The sequence below is a fragment of the Enterobacter sp. BNK-13 genome, assembly GCF_048685015.1.
GTDB lineage: Bacteria > Pseudomonadota > Gammaproteobacteria > Enterobacterales > Enterobacteriaceae > Enterobacter > Enterobacter quasiroggenkampii.
Genome location: NZ_JBLQTP010000001.1, coordinates 2,774,111 through 2,792,489 on the forward strand (window position 1 = coordinate 2,774,111; position 18,379 = coordinate 2,792,489).

An 18,379-nucleotide genomic window follows, 5' to 3' on the forward strand; every position below is an offset into this window, starting at 1 on the left:
CCGGGTAAGGCGAAGCCGCCGCCCGGCACAATAACTTTACCTCCCTGCCCCGCAGCGCTACAATGCCCGCCCTTAAAGTGGGGGATCTCCCCTTACCGCTGCACCTGGTGCACGCGGATCTGACCTGTCATCAGAACGAGAACAAACATGTTTAAACCGGAACTCCTTTCCCCGGCGGGAACGCTGCAAAATATGCGTTACGCTTTCGCCTATGGCGCCGACGCCGTGTATGCGGGCCAGCCGCGCTACTCGCTGCGCGTGCGTAACAACGAATTCAACCACGAGAACCTGCAGCTCGGCATCAACGAGGCGCACGCTCTGGGTAAAAAATTCTACGTGGTGGTCAACATCGCGCCGCACAACGCCAAGCTGAAAACGTTCATCCGTGACCTTAAGCCGGTGGTAGATATGGGGCCGGACGCGCTGATCATGTCGGACCCGGGTTTAATCATGCTGGTTCGGGAGAACTTCCCGGAGATGGATATCCACCTCTCCGTACAGGCTAACGCCGTCAACTGGGCAACGGTGAAGTTCTGGAAGCAGATGGGGCTGACCCGCGTCATCCTGTCTCGCGAGCTTTCGCTGGAAGAGATCGAAGAGATCCGCACCCAGGTGCCGGATATGGAAATCGAAATCTTCGTTCACGGCGCGCTGTGCATGGCCTACTCCGGTCGCTGCCTGCTTTCTGGCTATATCAACAAGCGTGACCCGAACCAGGGCACCTGCACCAACGCCTGCCGCTGGGAATATAACGTTCAGGAAGGCAAAGAGGATGACATCGGCAACATCGTCCACAAGCATGAGCCGATCCCGGTGACCAATGTTGAGCCGACGCTGGGCATCGGCGCGCCAACCGACAGCGTGTTTATGATTGAAGAAGCCAAACGTCCGGGCGAGTACATGACAGCCTTTGAAGACGAGCACGGCACCTACATCATGAACTCGAAAGATCTGCGCGCCATCGCCCACGTCGAGCGCCTGACCCAGATGGGCGTGCACTCCCTGAAGATTGAAGGCCGCACCAAATCCTATTACTACTGCGCGCGTACCGCGCAGGTATACCGCAAAGCCATCGACGATGCGGCCGCCGGTAAACCGTTCGATACCAGCCTGCTGGAAACTCTGGAAGGCCTGGCGCATCGCGGCTATACCGAAGGCTTCCTGCGCCGTCATACCCACGACGACTACCAGAACTACGAGCACGGCTACTCCGTTTCCGAGCGCCAGCAGTTTGTCGGTGACTTCACCGGCGAGCGTAAAGGCGCGCTGGCGGCCGTCGCGGTGAAAAACAAGTTCACCAAAGGCGACAGCCTGGAGCTGATGACCCCGCAGGGCAACATGAACTTCACGCTGGAGCATCTGGAAAATGGCAAAGGCGAAGCGATTGAGGTGGCGCCGGGTGACGGGCATACCGTCTGGCTGCCGGTTCCGGAAGAGGTGGAGCTGAAGTTCGCGCTGCTGATGCGTAACTTCAACGGTGAAAGCACCCGTAACCCACACGGCAAATAGTCAATCAGGGAAATTTTTTCGCGCTGGGATAATTCTTAGAATCGGATCACATACCGCTTCGTTCAATACGGGTATTATCCCCCCGCTGAAAAACATAACCCATAAATGCTAGCTGTACCAGGAACCACCTCCTTAGCCTGCGTAATCTCCCTTACGCGGGCTTATTTTTTGCCTTCTCTCTCCTCAATCCAGGCAATGAGTTCGTCGATTTGCTTCTCTGAGAACACGGCGATCCCATGCTCTGCGAGCAACGATGCCGCAACCCCCTTCCCCGCTTGATGTATGCCGCGAAACGATCCGTCATAAATAAACTCACTGCCGCACGTTGGGCTGCCATCGGTTAATAATGCAGCGCTACACCCCGACTCCTGAGCAGCGCGTAGCGCAAGCCAGGCTGCAAGCTGATAATGTGCGGTCACGTCCTGCCCGGTATTTTCAATAATTCTGGCTTGCCCGCGCATTACGTCTTTGCCATCAGCAGACATAATCTCTGCCGGAGGACGCGGTACAGACAGCCCGGCAGCCAGTTCAGGGCAGTGGATAACCAGACGTTGTTCCTGTTGCCAGCGAGCGAGTTGCGCGTTCATTCTCGCTTTTTCACTTCCGTTATAACGAACCCTGAAGCCCATCAGGCACGCGCTTACCAAAATTTTATTCATCATCACTTTCCTGTGATTACATTCATATCATCGCTGGAGTGTAACGCGCTTTCGGGCTTATTTTGTTCCTTTCATCCTGTTCTTACCCGCTTTTTTTCTCTCTGCTATACACTCTTACTAACGCTAAAAAAGGGAGCAGCGCGGATGGCAACCTATCCAGACAGTTTATTGATTCTCAATGGCAAAAGTGCGGGCAACGATCTCCTGCGTCAGGCAATTCAGGATTTGCGTGACGACGGCGCGCGGATCCACGTCAGGGTAACCTGGGAAAAAGGCGACGCGGCACGCTATATCAATGAAGCCCTCGGGCTTGGCGTCAACACCATCATTTCAGGCGGCGGCGATGGCACCATCAATGAAATCGCGTCAGCACTGATCGACCTGCCCCCGGCAAACCGCCCGGTGATGGGTATTTTACCGCTCGGCACCGCCAATGACTTTGCCACCAGCGCCGGGATCCCGGAGGCGTTAGAAAAAGCGCTCCAGCTGGCGATCCTCGGTAAAGCCACCGCGGTTGATATTGCGCAGGTGAATGACAAAACCTGCTTTATCAATATGGCCACCGGCGGGTTCGGCACGCGCATCACCAGCGAAACGCCGGAAAAGCTGAAGGCGGCGCTGGGCGGCGTGTCGTATCTGATCCACGGTCTGATGCGCATGGATACCCTCAAGCCTGACCGCTGCGAAATTCGCGGCGAGGATTTTCAGTGGCAGGGTGACGCGCTGGTCATTGGCATTGGCAATGGTCGACAGGCTGGCGGCGGCCAGCAGCTGTGCCCGGAGGCGCTGATCAATGACGGTCAGCTACAGCTGCGGATTTTCACGGGCGATGGCCTGCTGCCCGCGCTGTTTACCACGCTGACGCAGCCGGAAGAGAGTCCGAATATCATTGATGGGAAATCCGCATGGTTTGAGGTCAATGCCCCGCACGGGATGACGTTTAACCTCGACGGAGAGCCGCTAAGCGGAACACAGTTCCGCATTGAGGTGTTGCCCGGCGCGCTGCAGTGTCGGTTGCCGCCGGACTGTGTGCTTTTGCGCTGATGGTATTGCCGGGTGGCGGCTACGCCTTACCCGGCCAACACTTCGCCCTCAGGTCAGGCAATCGTGACTTTGCTGTCCAGATAGACGTCCTGCACCGCATTGATCAGCTTCACGCCGTCGGCCATCGATTTCTTAAACGCCTTACGACCCAGGATCAGCCCCATGCCGCCCGCGCGTTTGTTAATAACCGCCGTACGCACCGCGTCTGACAGGTCAGTATCGCCGCCCGCCGCGCCGCCGGAGTTAATCAGCCCAGCACGTCCCATATAGCAGTTCGCCAGCTGGTAGCGCACCAGATCGATCGGGTTATCGCTGGTCAGCTTGCTGTAAACGCGGTCATCGGTGTAACCAAAGTTCACCGCCTTATAGCCGCCGTTATTCTCGGCCATTTTCTGCTTCACGATGTCTGCGCCAATGGTCGCCGCCAGATGGTTCGCCTGGCCGGTAAGATCGGCCGACACGTGGTAATCCACGCCGTCTTTTTTGAACGCCGAGTTACGCAGGTACGCCCACAGCACGGTCACCATACCCAGCTCGTGCGCGCGCTCAAACGCCGCAGAGATCTCTTCAATCTGACGACGGGACTGTTCAGAGCCAAAGTAAATCGTCGCCCCAACGGCAACCGCCCCCATATTGAACGCCTGCTCGACGCTGGCGTAGAGCGTCTGGTCATATTCGGTGGGGTAGCTCAGGGTTTCATTGTGGTTCAGCTTCACGAGGAACGGAATGCGGTGGGCATAGCGACGCGAGACGGAGGCCAGCACGCCGTAGGTGGAGGCCACGCAGTTACAGCCCGCTTCAATCGCCAGCTCAACAATGTTCTTCGGATCGAAATAGAGCGGATTCGCCGCGAAGGAGGCGCCCGCCGAGTGCTCAACGCCCTGGTCTACCGGCAGAATGGAGAGATATCCGGTGCCACCGAGCCGCCCGGTGTTGTAGAGCGTCTGCATGTTTCGCAGAACCGCAGGCGGACGGTTGTTATCGACCATCACGCGGTCGACGTAGTCATGACCCGGCAGATAGAGCTGGTCGGCTGGAATGGTCATACAACGATGCTGTAAAAGGCTGTCGGCGTCTTTGCCAAGCAACTGCGCAATATCAGTCATGTGATACTCCCGTAAGTCCGACGTCGTGTCGGTGTGTGTTTATCCAGTCCCATTATTTATGGGCAGACTAAGCCTGGTACCGACTTAACAGATTTTCCACCTTTTGCATTTTTTTTCAGCACAATCTGCTGGCTCGATTCGTGTACAACAAAACTGTTACATTGATCAAACAATCGCCACAAAGGTATTTAAAAGGTATTATATAATGGTATGTTAAAGGCGTACCCTCTCTGACATGCAGGATTAAAAAATGAAAACGAAAGTCCAACTGTCATTCATGATGTTTGTTGAATGGTTTATCTGGGGCGCGTGGTTTGTGCCGCTGTGGCTGTGGCTGAGCAAAAGCGGTTTTACCGCCGGGGAAATCGGCTGGTCTTATGCCTGTACCGCCATTGCCGCAATCCTCTCCCCAATTCTGGTCGGATCGCTGACGGACCGCTTCTTCGCCGCGCAGAAAGTACTGGCGGTGCTGATGTTTGCCGGCGCGATTTTGATGTACTTCGCCGCACAACAAACCCAGTTCAGCACCTTCTTCCCGCTGCTGCTGGTTTACTCCCTGACCTATATGCCCACCATCGCGCTGACCAACAGTATTGCCTTCGCGAACGTGGATGACGTCGAGGCCGATTTCCCGCGTATCCGCGTAATGGGCACTATCGGCTGGATCGCCTCCGGGCTGGCGTGCGGCTTCCTGCCGCAGATGCTGGGCTATAGCGATATTTCCGATACCAATATTCCTCTGCTGATGACGGCAGCCAGCTCCGCCCTGCTCGGCGTGTTTGCCCTCTTCCTGCCGAACACGCCGCCGAAAAGTACCGGCAAGCTGGACTTCAAAGTAATGCTGGGGCTGGACGCGCTGATCCTGCTGCGCGACAAAAACTTCCTCGTGTTCTTCTTCTGCTCGTTTCTGTTCGCCATGCCACTGGCCTTCTATTACATCTTCGCCAACGGCTATCTCACCGAAGTGGGAATGAAAAACGCCACCGGCTGGATGACGCTCGGCCAGTTCTCTGAAATCTTCTTTATGCTGGCGCTGCCGTTCTTTACCAAACGCTTTGGTATTAAGAAGGTCTTACTGCTGGGTCTGATCACGGCCGCCATCCGCTACGGGTTCTTCGTTTACGGCGGTGCGGAACAGTACTTCACCTACGCCCTGCTGTTCCTCGGCATTCTGCTGCACGGCGTGAGCTACGACTTCTACTACGTTACCGCGTACATCTACGTGGATAAAAAAGCGCCGGTGCACATGCGTACCGCCGCGCAAGGCCTGATTACGCTGTGCTGCCAGGGCTTTGGTAGCCTGCTGGGTTACCGCCTGGGCGGCGTGATGATGGAAAAAATGTTCGCATATAAAGAGCCGGTGAATGGGCTGACCTTCAACTGGGCCGGAATGTGGGCATTTGGCGCAATCATGATTGCCGTGATTGCCGTGCTGTTTATGCTGTTTTTCCGCGAATCGGACAAAGAGATCACTGCTATTGAGGTGGTTGATGGCGATACCGCGCTGACACAAGGGGAAGTTAAATGAAACAAGAACGTGTTCTCGGTGCCCTTTACGGGCAGGCGTTAGGGGATGCGATGGGCATGCCGTCGGAGCTGTGGCCGAGAAAGCGCGTCAAAGCGCACTTCGGCTGGATCGACCGCTTTTTACCCGGCCCGGCAGAAAATAACGCGGCTTGCTATTTCAGGCAGGCAGAGTTCACCGACGATACCTCAATGGCGCTGTGCCTCGCCGATGCGATCATTGAGTGCGACGGGGCGATTAACGCAGACGTTATCGGCAAGCATATCCTGAACTGGGCGCTCGATTTCGACGCGTTCAACAAGAATGTGCTCGGCCCGACCTCAAAAATCGCGCTTAATGCGATTCGTGACGGGAAGCCGGTCAGCGAACTGGAAAACAACGGCGTGACGAACGGGGCGGCGATGCGCGCCTCCCCGCTGGGCTGCCTGCTCCCGGCGACGCGGCTGGAACACTTTGTTGAACAGGTGGCGCTGGCCTCCAGCCCGACCCATAAATCGGACCTCGCCATTGCCGGCGCGGTGGTGATTGCCTGGGCGGTTTCCCGCGCTATCGACGGCGAAAGCTGGCAGAACATCGTTGATGCCCTGCCGGGGATCGCCCGCTATGCGCAGGAGATGAAAACCACCACCTTCAGCGCGTCACTGGCGGCGCGTATTGAGCTGGCGCATAAGACCGTGCGGGAAGCCAACGGTATTGATTCCGCCAGCGAGCAGGTTTATCAGCTGATTGGCGCGGGCACCAGCACCATTGAGTCCGTTCCGGCGGCCATTGCGATGGTGGAACTGGCGGAAACCGACCCGAACCGCTGCGCCATTTTATGTGCCAATCTGGGCGGTGATACTGACACCATTGGCGCCATGGCGACGGCCATCTGCGGTGCGCTCCACGGTGTGCAGGCGATTGACCCGGCGCTCAAAGCCGAACTCGATGCCGTCAACCAGCTCAACTTCGGCCATTATTGCGAGAAACTGCTGCACTTCAGGGAGCAAAGGGAGGGCGTATGAATGCATTTGCCCAACGTCTCGAAAATCTGCACGCCACGCGCCCGGTGACGGTGCTGGGCGCAGCGGTGATTGACGTCATCGCCGACGCCTACGCCCTGCCCTGGCGCGGGTGCGATATCGAACTTAAGCAGCAGGGCGTGAATATTGGCGGCTGCGCGCTGAATATCGCCATTGCCCTGAAGCGGCTCGGCATTACGGCGCAAAACGCTCTGCCCGTCGGGCACGGCGTGTGGGCGGATATTATCCGCAACGCCATGGCGAAGCAGGATCTGCACAGCGCTGTGGAGGCCGAGACAGGCGATAACGGCTGGTGCCTGGCGCTGGTTGAGCCTGACGGCGAACGCACCTTTATGTCCTTTAGCGGCGTGGAAAACCAGTGGCAGCAGCGCTGGCTGGATGCGCTTCACGTCCCGCAAAACAGCCTGGTGTATTTGTCCGGCTATCAGTTGGCCTCACCGTGCGGTGAACTGCTGACACGCTGGCTGGAGGGGTTGCAGGAGGTGACGGCATTCATCGATTTCGGCCCCCGTATTGCGGATATCCCCGACGCGCTGATGGCGCGAATTATGGCCTGCAGGCCAATCGTGTCCCTTAATCGTCAGGAAGCGGAGATCGCAGCCGGGCGGCTGGATGTCGTGGCTGAAAACCTGGGTGCAGAGTGGCAGCAGCGTTTCGGGGCCGCCCTGATTGTGCGCCACGATAAAGACGGAGCGGCCTGGTATGACGCCGGGAGTTCGGGCGTTGTTCCGGCGTTCCCGGCGACGGTCGTGGACACCATTGGCGCAGGCGACAGCCACGCGGGCGGCACGCTTGCCGGACTGGCGGGAGGATGGTCGCTGGCGGACGCGGTTCTGCTAGGTAATGCCGTGGCGTCCCGGGTGGTCAGCCAACGCGGCGGCGATTGTGCACCAACTCGCGAGGAATTACTCCTCGCACACAAAGACGTATAGGTCGCTGCGACAGTAGCTGATGCTGTACTCAATCGGCCGGTGCTGCTGGTCAAGCGCGACCTGCTTGATCACCAGCACCGGTATTTTTTCATCCATCTTAATGTGCGCCTGAAACTCGCTGTCCGGCAAGCGGGCGCTCACCCTTGAGCGGGTGCGCTGCGGGAAGATATTCTGGCTGCGGAAGTAGTCGTAGAGAGAAATACCAATCGCATCCGGGTCGGGAATTAACCCGACCGGGACCCAGGACTCTTCAATCGACACCGCATCGTCATCCACATAGCGAATGCGCTTGAGCAAAAAGACCTCGCTGTCCGGGGAGATCGACAGATGGTTCGCCACCTCTTCCGGGCATTTCACCACCCGCTTGTTAACCCAGAGCGTATTTGGCGTTTGGCCGCGCAGCACCACCTGCTGTGAGAAGCCGCGGGCCTCTTTCAGCGAATATTCGAAGATATTGTTGATTTGCGTCCCGTAGCCTCGGGCGCGCGTCACCACGCCCTCTTCCTCCAGCGCCTGCATCGCTTTGCGCACGGTAATGCGCGACACCCCGGTCAACTGGCTCAGATCGCGCTCGCCGGGCAAAATATTCCCGTGCTCCAGCACCCCGCTGCGCACCGCATTTTTTACCGTTTCGGCAAACTTCAGGTACAGCGGCGTGTTATCGGGCGCGGCGATCCGTTCATTCAGTTGAGCGATTAACCGGGTATGCGCTTGTTCCATCTCTGTTTTCTCAGGCGTGGTGTTTCCTGCCAGTATACTGGCTTACCACCATGCATGAAAATGATGAACCGGCCCAATACCGTGACCGACTTCCAGAGTATCGGCTTTTGCCAGCGCCGCCGAGAGCCAGGCTTTCGCTTCGCGCACCGTTTCGGCCCAGCCTTCATGCCGGGGACGCAGCGCCGCCAGCGCGGCCGAGAGCGTACAGCCCGTGCCGTGGGTATTTTTGGTCTGCACGCGCGGCGCGGTAAAACGCACTTCGCCGTCCCGGGTGAAGAGCCAGTCCGGGCTTTCCGCGTCATCCAGATGCCCGCCCTTCATCAGCACTGCCCCGCAGCCCATCGCCAGCAGCGCGTTCCCCTGCGCTTTCATCTCGCGTTCCGTTTGCGCGTGCGATGTGCCCAACAGCGCGGCGGCTTCCGGCAGATTGGGCGTGATGAGCGCCACCTGTGGCAGTAGCTTTTTGCGCAGCGTTTCCACGGCAGAGGCGGAGAGCAGCGGATCGCCGCTTTTCGCCAGCATCACCGTATCCAGCACCACGTTTTGTACCTGATAGCGTTTAAGCCGCTCGGCCACCGCTTCAACGATATCCGTTTCGGCCAGCATGCCGATTTTGGTGGTATCGATGCGCACGTCGCTGAACACTGAATCCAGCTGCGCGGCAACAAAATCCGGCTCGATACGGTAGACAGACTGCACGCCGCGCGTGTTTTGCGCCACCAGCGCGGTGATGACCGAGCAGCCGTACGCGCCAAGGGCTGAGAAGGTTTTCAGGTCTGCCTGGATACCCGCGCCGCCGCTGGGATCGGTGCCGGCAATGGTCAGGGCGTTAATTCGCTTCATGCCTGCTCCTCCAGCGTGTAGAGCGCATCCAGAAACGCGCTGGCAAAACTGCCTGGGCCACGCGACTGCGCAACGGCGACCGTTCCGGCTCGTTTCATCCATCCGCAGGCGGCAGCGATGTTATCCAGCCGGTCACCCGGCAGCGAGCAGCTCGCCGCCACAACGGCAGAAAGCGCGCACCCGGTGCCCACCACGCGCGTCATCAGCGGGTCACCGCCGGTAACCGTTCGGGTACGTTGCCCGTCCGTGATGTAGTCCACCTCGCCGGTGACCACCACAATCGTATTGATCTGCCGGGCCAGCGCCTGGGCTGCAGGCACAGCGCTGGCGGCGGTATCGGTCGTATCGACGCCGCGCCCGCCGGCGCTCATCCCGGCAAGAGCAAGGATTTCAGAGGCATTGCCGCGAATGGCCGCCGGTTTCAGGGCAAGAATTTGATGGCAAAACCGGGTGCGGAACGCCAGGGCGCCCACGGCAACCGGGTCCAGCGTCCAGGGCTTGCCTGCCGCCATCGCGCTTTCAATTGCCCGACGCATCGACTGGGCGCGCGGCGCGGTCAGCGTGCCAACGTTAACCAGCAGCGCATCGGCTATCGCGGCAAACTGCTCGGCCTCTTCGGCCTCGATCACCATCGCCGGGGATGCGCCAAGCGCCAGCAAAACGTTGGCCGTAAAGGTCTGTACGACATCGTTAGTCATACAATGGGTCAGTGGAGAACGGGTTCGGAAGTGGTGTAAAACGTGTAAATCGAGCAGGTCAGGCTGCATGGGTTCGCTCCTGCCTTGCGTGAAGAAGCGATGACCGGGAAGGCATCTGACTTCCCTACGCTGGCATTATCCAGATCAGGTAATACGGGTATTTCTCAGCCTTCACAAAGAAGGGCACCCCGAGTCATTTGGTAAGCATTAGCTTACTTTTTGCCAGATTAGGGGAAGTTGCTGGCTCAAGCAAGCCCACTCTTTCGGATAATGATTCTTCACTCAAGGCAGGAGCGAAAGACTTCGAGTGCTCAAAAAGAACAACGACATTCTATTACACACTGTCTTTTTAGTTAAACAACTAAAAGGTCCTTCCCAGAAAAGAAATAATTAACATTGTAAGAGATGGTATTGAGCAGTAGCTAATGAATTATTTAGCCAACAGCACTTTGATTTTAAGTGCTTTTTCATAAAAACAGCTTCCCCTTTGCACTTGCACGCAGTACGATTAATAAACATGTTGCCTGAAACTAAAGGGTTACTGATGGATACAGTAGAAGAATTAAATGGAACATATTTCTATCGTGGCGTATGCAATATCACTGCAGGAGAGTTATTTTTTTGGATTTTACTGGATAGAGTTAATGATCAATTTGGCGGAATTAAAGATGTTATTTCAATGAGCTGTATTATTCTGGGTCTGCCATTATTAAAAACAAGAGGTAAACCTTACGGAACCATAGCGGGTACGTCAATAGCATCAAAATACCTTCGCCAACTTCTTAACACTGAATTACCTGTAAGACTTCCAACTCTTACAGAAGCGAGCATAACAACACTTAAGCCTAAATATGTTACTAACCTGGGCGCTTTTGTGGGGCGTGGATTACCTGTTGTTGGTTGGGCTATAGTAGCGAGCGATATTAGTCAAATCGTTTATAAAACCGTTCGTGACTACAACACCATCGCACACGAGAAAGATCGCATATGGTAACAGATCAGGAAGTTTTAGAGCTATTCCGTAAAGAGTTACCTGTGTCAGGTACATTCACAGGAAAGCTGATACCGTTAGAGCTTGATGATATTCTTCAAGATTATGCAGACGATGATGATTTAATTTATTGCATTAATAAATACGACAGTTTTTTTAATATTGACATGTCAGCAATGAATTATCAGAAATATTATCCGTGGTTTAGAACGTGGTTCTTTAGAAGATGGTTTACTGATAAACCAGTAAAGCAAATCTCAAAACCTCTTACTGTAAGGATGTTTGCAGAATCGGCTAAAGCAGGAAGATGGTTATACGACTAACAGCAAGGAGCGTTAAAAATGGCTGTACCAGTACATTTGATTTTAAAAGATGATGGTGGATCTCAGATCATGGGATCTTGTGACGTTCATGGACGTGATGGAAGCATAGAACTACGTAGCTTACAGCATAGCGTGATCATTCCTACAGACAATTTAACAGGTAAAGTGACAGGAAGCCGACAACATTGCTCATTCAACTTCACTAAAGAGATTGACAGTTCATCACCCTATCTGTTTAAAGCTGTTGCAACGGGGCAGACTCTTAAAAGCGCTGAGTTTAATTTCTATCGTATCAACTACAGCGGGCAAGAGGAAATTTACTACACCATTACATTAGAACGTGTGAAAGTAGTTAGCTTTAGCCCTGTGATGCACGATACCCGAACGGCTACGGGTACAGGCCATATGGAAGATATTTCTTTAGCCTACGAGAAAATCACTCACCTTTATAAAGATGGCAATATCTTGCATTCCGATGCGTGGAACGAAAAGAAACAAGCATAGCAAAAAAAGCTTTAAACATGGGGCTACCCTGCCCCTCCTTCAGACTCTCCATTTTGTATAACAATTCTGTTACTAAGTCATATAAATTTATATCCAGATACATTTCGCTTGAGTTTTCAACAACAATATTTCTAGCAAAAAACTGCAGGATTACTGTTAGGCTCAGCATTGCTTTCATTCAAAACTAAAGAAGGATTCAATAATAAAACAGAGAGAGAAATCCATTAACTGACATTAACTATTCCGCCTATTTTTCATCTTTCCCCGCCAAGAAACTTAAAAAATATTAATGAGTTTTTATTTCATACACATCATAAAATCAAACCAACTAAAAACTTATATCATTGATATTTAACAGGTAATACCTTTTCTATTACAACGAACTAAATTAGCTATTAATGCGATTTATGATTTAGATCAATAATCATAATTACACATTCATAGATAGTTGCTGCACGTTACGAAATAAGTTATCAAACTTAAATTTTCAACGTTAATCGTGAATTAATACAGATATAACAAGACGTTGTATCTTCCCGCCAGGATAGCGCCCTAATTTTTTCTTGTATTGATGATGAGAGCTTTAATATGAAATGTTTAAATACATCAGCTACCGCTGTTTTTGTATTTGGTATTGTGTTTTCTGGTGCAACATTCGCGGCAACGATCAGCACTGATGATGTTGTAGATTCTTTGGGCTGGACTCAAACCCAAATCAATCAACAAAATGCAGATCGTGAAGAGGCAAATCGTGTTGATATTGGTACAAATCGCACTGATATTATCAACATGCGAGATGAAAATTTATTGCGTGATGATGCAATTAAAAGCGCAACTGATAAAGCTGACGCAGCTTTACAAGGCGTTATGACTAACGGACAAGCAATCATTGATACAAACACGAGAGTAGATAAAGCTGAATCTGATGCTGTGCTTGCTGGTGCAAAAGCTGATACAGCGCTTACTGATGCTACTGGCGCTAAAGCCGCTGCTGATCATGCCGAAATCACCGCCATTAATGCGAACAACAAAGCAGATGCTAATACACAAGCGCTGGCAAGTAAGGTAGATAAAAGCATTTTCAACGCCGATCAGAATAGACAAGATCAAGCCCTTCAGGATGCCTCTGACAAAGCGACTCAGGCATTTAATACGGGCACTTATGCGCAATCTTTAGCTGTAGATGCACAAACGGTAGCCGCAGCGAATAAAGCTGCTGTTGCTAAGGTTCAGTCACGCCAGCAAACACAGGAAGCGACGATTCAGAATCACAGCGCACAATTAGCGAATCATGAATCACGTATTACTGCATTAGAGAGTCAAAATAACGCTAAGTTCTCTTCTCTGGAGAATCAGCAGAATGAGGATCGCAAGGAATATCGTGCTGGTATCGCTGGCGCCGCTTCTCTTGCTGGTTTGCATTACGTTGATACAGATAACGCGGTTGCCGTCGGTGCTGCCAACTTCAAAGATGCGCAAGGTTATGCGATCGGCTACCGTCATAAGTTCGCTGAGAATGTAGCCGCTACCCTCTCTACATCAGGTACATCCAACGGTGATGAAATTGTTGCGGCGTCCGCATCTTACGGATGGTGATGCTAGAGTATTAAAATAAAATGCCAGTGAGCTAAAAAACTCGCCCATGCGTTTTAATCAGCTGGCTATAACTCAATACATTGCTGCTCGCAAAGAAAATGACAAAGTACATTTTTATCTCCGCTGTTTTGTATCTCACTTTTATTTTATTAGGGATATGGATCGGCTTGATGTTAGGCACCTATATTTATAATTGTAATTACTGAGGCAATAATGAAAAAGTTAATGATGGTAGCGGCTATATTATCTCTTGCTGCGTGTTCCTCACCCGCTCAACGGATGGCGGATTGTCAAATCAAAGGAGTGAGTAAAGATGCTTGTTATATTGCAGAGCAAAACCGCACTACAGCCATTAACGCTGCTGCTGAAAAACAGGCTTTGGAGAATGCTGCTCAACTTGCACAGTCAGCGCACAGGCACCTTCCTGAAGGCTGCACTCAGGTGATGGATGCTGCGGGTCGTTGTGATAGCAAGCTTGCCAAAGCAAGCAGCGATGTTAAACAGTTTTCAGGTGAAGCGGATCACGTTATGAATAAGCCAATCTCTGATGCTGCTGAATATCTGCTTTCGAAAGGCTGGAAGCCAAATAAGGGGGCATGGCACAAGGGTAGCTATATAATGCAGCTGGTTGTCGAAAAAGAGAGAGTTGTAAACGCACAATTATCAAAAATGTGATCTTAGCATTACGCTCCCACCTCATAAAATTTACATAGCCCCATTTGTATGGGGCTTTATTTTAGCTCGTGACTAAATACACATTTACTCTAACTGCCACGCCCCGCCATGAATAAGCGACGCTCCTCCCGTCCAGGCAAATAACGCCAGCTCGCGGCAGCCGGTATCCGGATAGATACGGCTGCTGAGGCACGCTTCCCCCTCGTTAACAAACACCTCCACGGAAGAGCAGTCAAAGAACAGGCGTAGGCTGAGCGCGCCGTTCAGGTTAAGCGCGACGCTTCGGGTACCGCACAGGCCATACTCTGGATAGTGTCGCTCCAGCACCAGGCGCTGCATCTGGGTATCAACATAGAGGCGTAGCCCGTCGCCGAGACGAATGCCGTATTGCTCCGCGCTGCTGTTCGCGCAATCCCATTGCAGAATGACCTCCATCGCATCGCAGTGTTCCACCAGCGTCATCTGCTGGTTATTAAGCGTACTTATCGGCCAGGGGAACCACGCCCCGCGCAGGGTTTCAACTTCTCTGGCCGGCCGCATTTGCAGATGGTTATCCGCACTCAGCGTCAGCTCGCGCGGTAAAGAAAGCATGCCCGCCCAGCCATCCTCCTGTTCCGGCAGCGGGGATTCCCACATGTCCAGCCAGCCGATGACGATGCGTCGGCCATCCGGCGTCAGGAAACTTTGCGGCGCATAGAAATCATGCCCGTAATCCATCTCCACAAATTCACCTTCACGCACAAAGGGCTGACCTGGCTGCCATTCACCTACCAGATAGCCGCTCTGGAAAAGATTGCGATGTTTAAATCCGTCTGCGGTGAGTCCCTGAGGCGAAAACATCAGCACGCGTTTCCCACCGAGAGTGAAGAAGTCCGGGCATTCCCACATATAACCCATCTCTTTTTCAGCCACCGCGAGCACGCCCCTGTCCTGCCACTCGCGCAGATCCGCAGACCGGTACGCACGCACCTGGCCCGTATCACCCTCTCGCGCGCCAACGACCATGTACCACCACTCCCCTTCACGCCATACTTTCGGATCGCGGAAGTGGTGCAGTCCAGGCGGTGTGTCAATGACGGTCCCGTGCCGCACAAAGTGGATGCCGTCACGGCTGGTTGCCAGGCACTGAACCTGGTAGAGATTAGCCTCATCGCCGGGATCGCCGTGGAATTTGTGGCCGGTGTAGATCAGCGCCAGCGTGTCGCCATCCACCACGGCTGAGCCAGAAAAACAGCCGTCCTTGTCGTCTGGTCCTTCCGGTGCCAGCGCAACCGGGAGGTGCTCCCAGTGAACTAAATCTTTGCTGCGCGCATGGCCCCAGTGCATCGGACCCCATTGGGTCGAATAGGGATGATGTTGATAAAAGGCGTGATACCAGCCGTCAAACCAGACCAGGCCATTCGGGTCGTTCATCCAGCCAGCACGCGCAGCGAGGTGGTAACGGGGATACCAGCGCAGGTTGAGCCCTTCGCGTCTGGACTGAATTTCCTGTTCTGCTTTCGTAATGGAATACGTCATTTCTCTACTCTTTGATCAGATGGTGGAAGGTTGCGGCATGAGCGGGTCAGAAGAGGACTTACCCGAGCGCAACAGGAAGATGGAGATAAACGTGGTGCTGAAGACCAGTAGCCCCATGATGAGATAGGACTGGGCAAAGCCGTATTTCTCATAGCTGTAACCTGCCAGCGGCGACAGCACCGAGGCAATCACCGAGCTTGTACAGGCAAAGCCCACCAGATAGAGGGTGGAAGAGAGTCGCTTATCAAAATGCAGGCTGTTGTATTTGAAGATGGAGACCAGCAAAACGGGCAGCTCAACCGCGTGCAATAGCTTGGTAATGGAGATCAATACCGGCCCCTCAACCAGACCCGATGCCACCATACGCATCGCCATCACCATTCCGGCGAAAATCAGGCCGTTTTTCGCACCGAGGCGATTCACCAGCCACGGGGCGCAAAACATGCCCGCCGCCTCCAGGAAAACCTGGAAGGAGTTGAGATAGCCATACATGGCGTTTCCTTCCTGCAGCGTCGGGAACTGTGAGGAGAAATAGACCGGGAACTGCTGGTCGTAGACGCCATAAATACAGGTGCCGATAACAAAAAATACCAGCGCCCAGAAGCGCGGCAGCGTCAGCAGGCGCAATGCATCCTCCAGCGTGACCTTACCGCCGGATACCGCCTCCTGCATGGCGTGCGGCGCGGAAGAGACCCGGAGGCGTGCCAGCAACACAAAAAACACCAGCCCGGCGCAGCTCGCCACCGCGAAGTTCAGCTTCGGATTAATGTTGAACAGGAGTCCTGCAAAAAAGGTTGCCACTGCCCAGCCCAGCGATCCCCACATCCTCGCCTTGCCAAACTCAAACTGGCTCTGGCGGGCCACGCGCTCGGTATAGGACTCCAGGACCCCTATTCCGCCGTTAAACGTCAGCCCGATATAAACCCCGCCGAAAATACTGCCGAGTAACACGTTAATTTGCAGCAGATAACCAAACAGCAGGAAGGCCGGACCGGAAAGAATGAGCAGACAGGTCAGAAACCAGAGCAGTTTTTTTCGCAGGCCGAGCTTGTCCTGAATGAAGCCGTAGCAGATTTGCGCGCACAGCGCGGAGACGGACAGCACGGCATAGATGACTCCCGTATCCCCTGCCTTTAACCCCACCTCCTGATGGAGCCAGATAGAGAGCAACGAGCCGGAAGATGACCATGTGACAAAAAAGAAAAAGAGTAGTGCGCTTAATAAAGGGTAGCTGTGAGAGTGATGCGTTTTCATCATGACATTCTCATGTTGGAGTAATGACGCAATGGTAACGTTAACATTTATCCTTTCTCATGCTGTTTGGTAAAAATTTAAGATGTTAATCACGAAAGTTAACGTTAACATTAAGAGAGTGAGATCGCGATCAAATATTCATCACTGAGGTAAGCCTGACCTGGCCTGTGCATCAGCCTTCCTTTTACATCAGCGACTTAGTTGTATACCCTTTCACACAGAGCATTAACGGAGTAAGAAAATGGCTTCCCTGAAGGACGTCGCAAAGCTGGCTAACGTATCGCTGATGACGGTCTCCCGTGCGCTGAACAGCCCGGAGCGCCTTAAGCCGGAAACGCTGGCGCGCGTTCAGCGGGCTATCGAGCAAACCAGCTACGTGCCCGATCTGTCCGCCAAGAAAATTCGCGGCGCGCATGCCTCGCCGAAAACCATAGGCGTACTGGCGCTCGATACGGTGACGACGCCTTTCTCGGTGGAGATCACGCTGTCGATTGAAGAGACGGCCAGAATGCACGGCTGGAACAGCTTCGTGATGAATATGTTTACCGATGACAACCCGGACGCCATTGTCGACCTTCTCCTTTCTCATCGGCCTGACGGAATTATCTACACCACCATGGGGTTACGTCAGGTTCCTCTCCCGGCCAAATTACTCACCCTTCCCTGCGTGCTGGCTAACTGCGAAAGTGACGGCGAAAAGGTCGCCAGCTATATTCCCGATGATGAACAGGGGCAATATACCGCCGTGCGGGCGTTACTCGCGGAGGGTTATCGACGCCCTCTCTGCCTGCATTTGCCTGAGGGGCATCTGGCCACAACCCGACGTCGTCAGGGGCTGGAACGTGCATGCCGTGAAGCGGGGCTCGATCCGGACGGCCTGGCGCACAGCTATATGGCACTCGGCGATGAGCACTATCGTGACATTCCGTCAGTATTGCTGGCGCACATGCAGAATGGCACTCCCCGGTTCGACGCGGTTATCTGCGGCAACGATCGTATCGCGTTTATGGTCTATCAGACGCTACTGGCGCAAGGACTTCGCATACCGGAAGATGTTGCCGTTATCGGCTATGACAATATGGTGGGCATTGGGGAGTTGTTCCTGCCGCCTCTCTCGACGGTTCAACTGCCGCACTATGAAATTGGTCGCCTGAGCGCCCTGCATATTATTAACGGTGAAGAACATCAGGAAACCACGCGCGTAGAAAGTCCTTTTTTACCGCGTGATTCCGTTGTGCATGCAACGTAACCGCCGTTTTTTGCCCAGGACGCAGAAACAGGAAGCGTCACCCTCCTTTTATGCCGTTCGATGGCACGATTTGTCACACTCTTTTCTGTGACTTTACACACCGGGTAAACGGCCTGTAACGCGCTGTTTTTATTTGGCATAAAATGCAATTTTCATTTTAAAAATGGGGATATTTCCTCGTTACAGCCCCGTGTCACAAAACAGTAAACAA

General features: G+C 53.7%; 18 protein-coding genes and 1 riboswitch. Of the genes, 11 read left to right on the plus strand and 7 right to left on the minus strand.

Features of this window, described 5'->3' with window-relative positions:
* The first annotated feature begins 147 nt into the window (after positions 1-147).
* Positions 148-1,509: a tRNA 5-hydroxyuridine modification protein YegQ gene (gene yegQ / locus ACMGGQ_RS13485; RefSeq protein WP_008500866.1), complete on the plus strand. Its 1,362-nt coding sequence runs from the start codon at positions 148-150 to the stop codon at positions 1,507-1,509.
* A 161-nt stretch (positions 1,510-1,670) separates the two neighbouring features.
* Here the strand turns inward: yegQ and ACMGGQ_RS13490 are convergent, their stop codons facing one another.
* Entirely contained in the window at positions 1,671-2,171 is a 501-nt protein-coding gene (locus ACMGGQ_RS13490; RefSeq protein ID WP_420290159.1) for a DUF523 domain-containing protein, read from the minus strand.
* Between the two features lie 141 nt (positions 2,172-2,312).
* Here ACMGGQ_RS13490 and yegS point away from each other — a divergent pair, with 141 nt between their 5' ends.
* The gene (gene yegS / locus ACMGGQ_RS13495) at positions 2,313-3,212 is read left to right on the plus strand and encodes a lipid kinase YegS (protein WP_045908639.1); all 900 of its coding nucleotides are present in this window, start codon (positions 2,313-2,315) and stop codon (positions 3,210-3,212) included.
* A 53-nt stretch (positions 3,213-3,265) separates the two neighbouring features.
* Here yegS and fbaB read toward each other — a convergent pair whose 3' ends face one another.
* Positions 3,266-4,318 (minus strand): class I fructose-bisphosphate aldolase, encoded by a 1,053-nt coding sequence (gene fbaB, locus ACMGGQ_RS13500; protein ID WP_008500869.1) that lies wholly within the window; start codon positions 4,316-4,318, stop codon positions 3,266-3,268.
* Between the two features lie 250 nt (positions 4,319-4,568).
* Here fbaB and ACMGGQ_RS13505 point away from each other — a divergent pair, with 250 nt between their 5' ends.
* The 3 genes from ACMGGQ_RS13505 to ACMGGQ_RS13515 are packed head-to-tail and all read left to right on the plus strand — an operon-like array spanning position 4,569 to position 7,797.
* Positions 4,569-5,846, plus strand: coding sequence for a nucleoside permease (locus ACMGGQ_RS13505; RefSeq protein ID WP_045908640.1), 1,278 nt, complete (start codon positions 4,569-4,571; stop codon positions 5,844-5,846).
* On the plus strand, positions 5,843-6,847 hold the full coding sequence (locus ACMGGQ_RS13510) for an ADP-ribosylglycohydrolase family protein (protein WP_420290160.1): 1,005 nt from the start codon (positions 5,843-5,845) through the stop codon (positions 6,845-6,847). The genes ACMGGQ_RS13505 and ACMGGQ_RS13510 overlap by 4 nt, the downstream gene beginning before the upstream one ends.
* Positions 6,844-7,797, plus strand: a complete 954-nt coding sequence (locus tag ACMGGQ_RS13515; protein WP_325819104.1) for a PfkB family carbohydrate kinase — start codon at positions 6,844-6,846, stop codon at positions 7,795-7,797. Before ACMGGQ_RS13510 ends, ACMGGQ_RS13515 begins: the two co-directional genes overlap by 4 nt.
* On the opposite strand, the gene ACMGGQ_RS13520 is transcribed toward ACMGGQ_RS13515, so the two are convergent.
* Genes ACMGGQ_RS13520 through thiM form a run of 3 tightly spaced genes read right to left on the minus strand, consistent with a single transcriptional unit; the run spans position 7,771 to position 10,127 of the window.
* On the minus strand, positions 7,771-8,517 hold the full coding sequence (locus tag ACMGGQ_RS13520; protein ID WP_420290161.1) for a GntR family transcriptional regulator: 747 nt from the start codon (positions 8,515-8,517) through the stop codon (positions 7,771-7,773). The two genes, ACMGGQ_RS13515 and ACMGGQ_RS13520, sit on opposite strands and share 27 nt — an antisense overlap.
* Positions 8,518-8,559: 42 nt before the next feature.
* Entirely contained in the window at positions 8,560-9,360 is an 801-nt protein-coding gene (gene thiD / locus ACMGGQ_RS13525) for a bifunctional hydroxymethylpyrimidine kinase/phosphomethylpyrimidine kinase (protein WP_048028285.1), read from the minus strand.
* Positions 9,357-10,127: a hydroxyethylthiazole kinase gene (gene thiM, locus ACMGGQ_RS13530; protein WP_229226133.1), complete on the minus strand. Its 771-nt coding sequence runs from the start codon at positions 10,125-10,127 to the stop codon at positions 9,357-9,359. Before thiM ends, thiD begins: the two co-directional genes overlap by 4 nt.
* A 35-nt stretch (positions 10,128-10,162) precedes the next feature.
* A riboswitch (TPP riboswitch) is annotated at positions 10,163-10,259 on the minus strand.
* A gap of 343 nt (positions 10,260-10,602) precedes the next feature.
* Here thiM and ACMGGQ_RS13535 point away from each other — a divergent pair.
* The 5 genes from ACMGGQ_RS13535 to ACMGGQ_RS13555 all read left to right on the plus strand — a co-directional run bounded on the left by ACMGGQ_RS13535 (position 10,603) and on the right by ACMGGQ_RS13555 (position 14,147).
* Entirely contained in the window at positions 10,603-11,052 is a 450-nt protein-coding gene (locus ACMGGQ_RS13535) for an STM2901 family protein (protein WP_420290162.1), read from the plus strand.
* Positions 11,046-11,372 carry a DUF1493 family protein gene (locus ACMGGQ_RS13540; RefSeq protein WP_025913229.1) on the plus strand — a complete coding sequence of 109 codons (327 nt, stop codon included), beginning with the start codon at positions 11,046-11,048 and terminating at the stop codon, positions 11,370-11,372. The genes ACMGGQ_RS13535 and ACMGGQ_RS13540 overlap by 7 nt, the downstream gene beginning before the upstream one ends.
* A gap of 18 nt (positions 11,373-11,390) precedes the next feature.
* Positions 11,391-11,876, plus strand: coding sequence for an Hcp family type VI secretion system effector (locus tag ACMGGQ_RS13545; protein ID WP_045908646.1), 486 nt, complete (start codon positions 11,391-11,393; stop codon positions 11,874-11,876).
* 588 nt (positions 11,877-12,464) lie between these two features.
* A complete protein-coding gene (locus ACMGGQ_RS13550; RefSeq protein ID WP_420290163.1) occupies positions 12,465-13,472 on the plus strand; it encodes a YadA C-terminal domain-containing protein in 1,008 nt (335 codons plus the stop codon).
* A gap of 213 nt (positions 13,473-13,685) precedes the next feature.
* The gene (locus tag ACMGGQ_RS13555) at positions 13,686-14,147 is read left to right on the plus strand and encodes a hypothetical protein (RefSeq protein WP_420290164.1); all 462 of its coding nucleotides are present in this window, start codon (positions 13,686-13,688) and stop codon (positions 14,145-14,147) included.
* An 84-nt stretch (positions 14,148-14,231) separates the two neighbouring features.
* On the opposite strand, the gene ACMGGQ_RS13560 is transcribed toward ACMGGQ_RS13555, so the two are convergent.
* Both ACMGGQ_RS13560 and ACMGGQ_RS13565 read right to left on the minus strand, forming a co-directional pair.
* Positions 14,232-15,665 (minus strand): glycoside hydrolase family 32 protein, encoded by a 1,434-nt coding sequence (locus ACMGGQ_RS13560; RefSeq protein WP_420290165.1) that lies wholly within the window; start codon positions 15,663-15,665, stop codon positions 14,232-14,234.
* 15 nt (positions 15,666-15,680) lie between these two features.
* A complete protein-coding gene (locus ACMGGQ_RS13565; RefSeq protein WP_420290166.1) occupies positions 15,681-16,922 on the minus strand; it encodes an MFS transporter in 1,242 nt (413 codons plus the stop codon).
* A gap of 238 nt (positions 16,923-17,160) precedes the next feature.
* Between ACMGGQ_RS13565 and ACMGGQ_RS13570 the strand changes: the two genes are divergently transcribed.
* A complete protein-coding gene (locus ACMGGQ_RS13570; protein ID WP_420290167.1) occupies positions 17,161-18,168 on the plus strand; it encodes a LacI family DNA-binding transcriptional regulator in 1,008 nt (335 codons plus the stop codon).
* Positions 18,169-18,379: the final 211 nt, after the last annotated feature.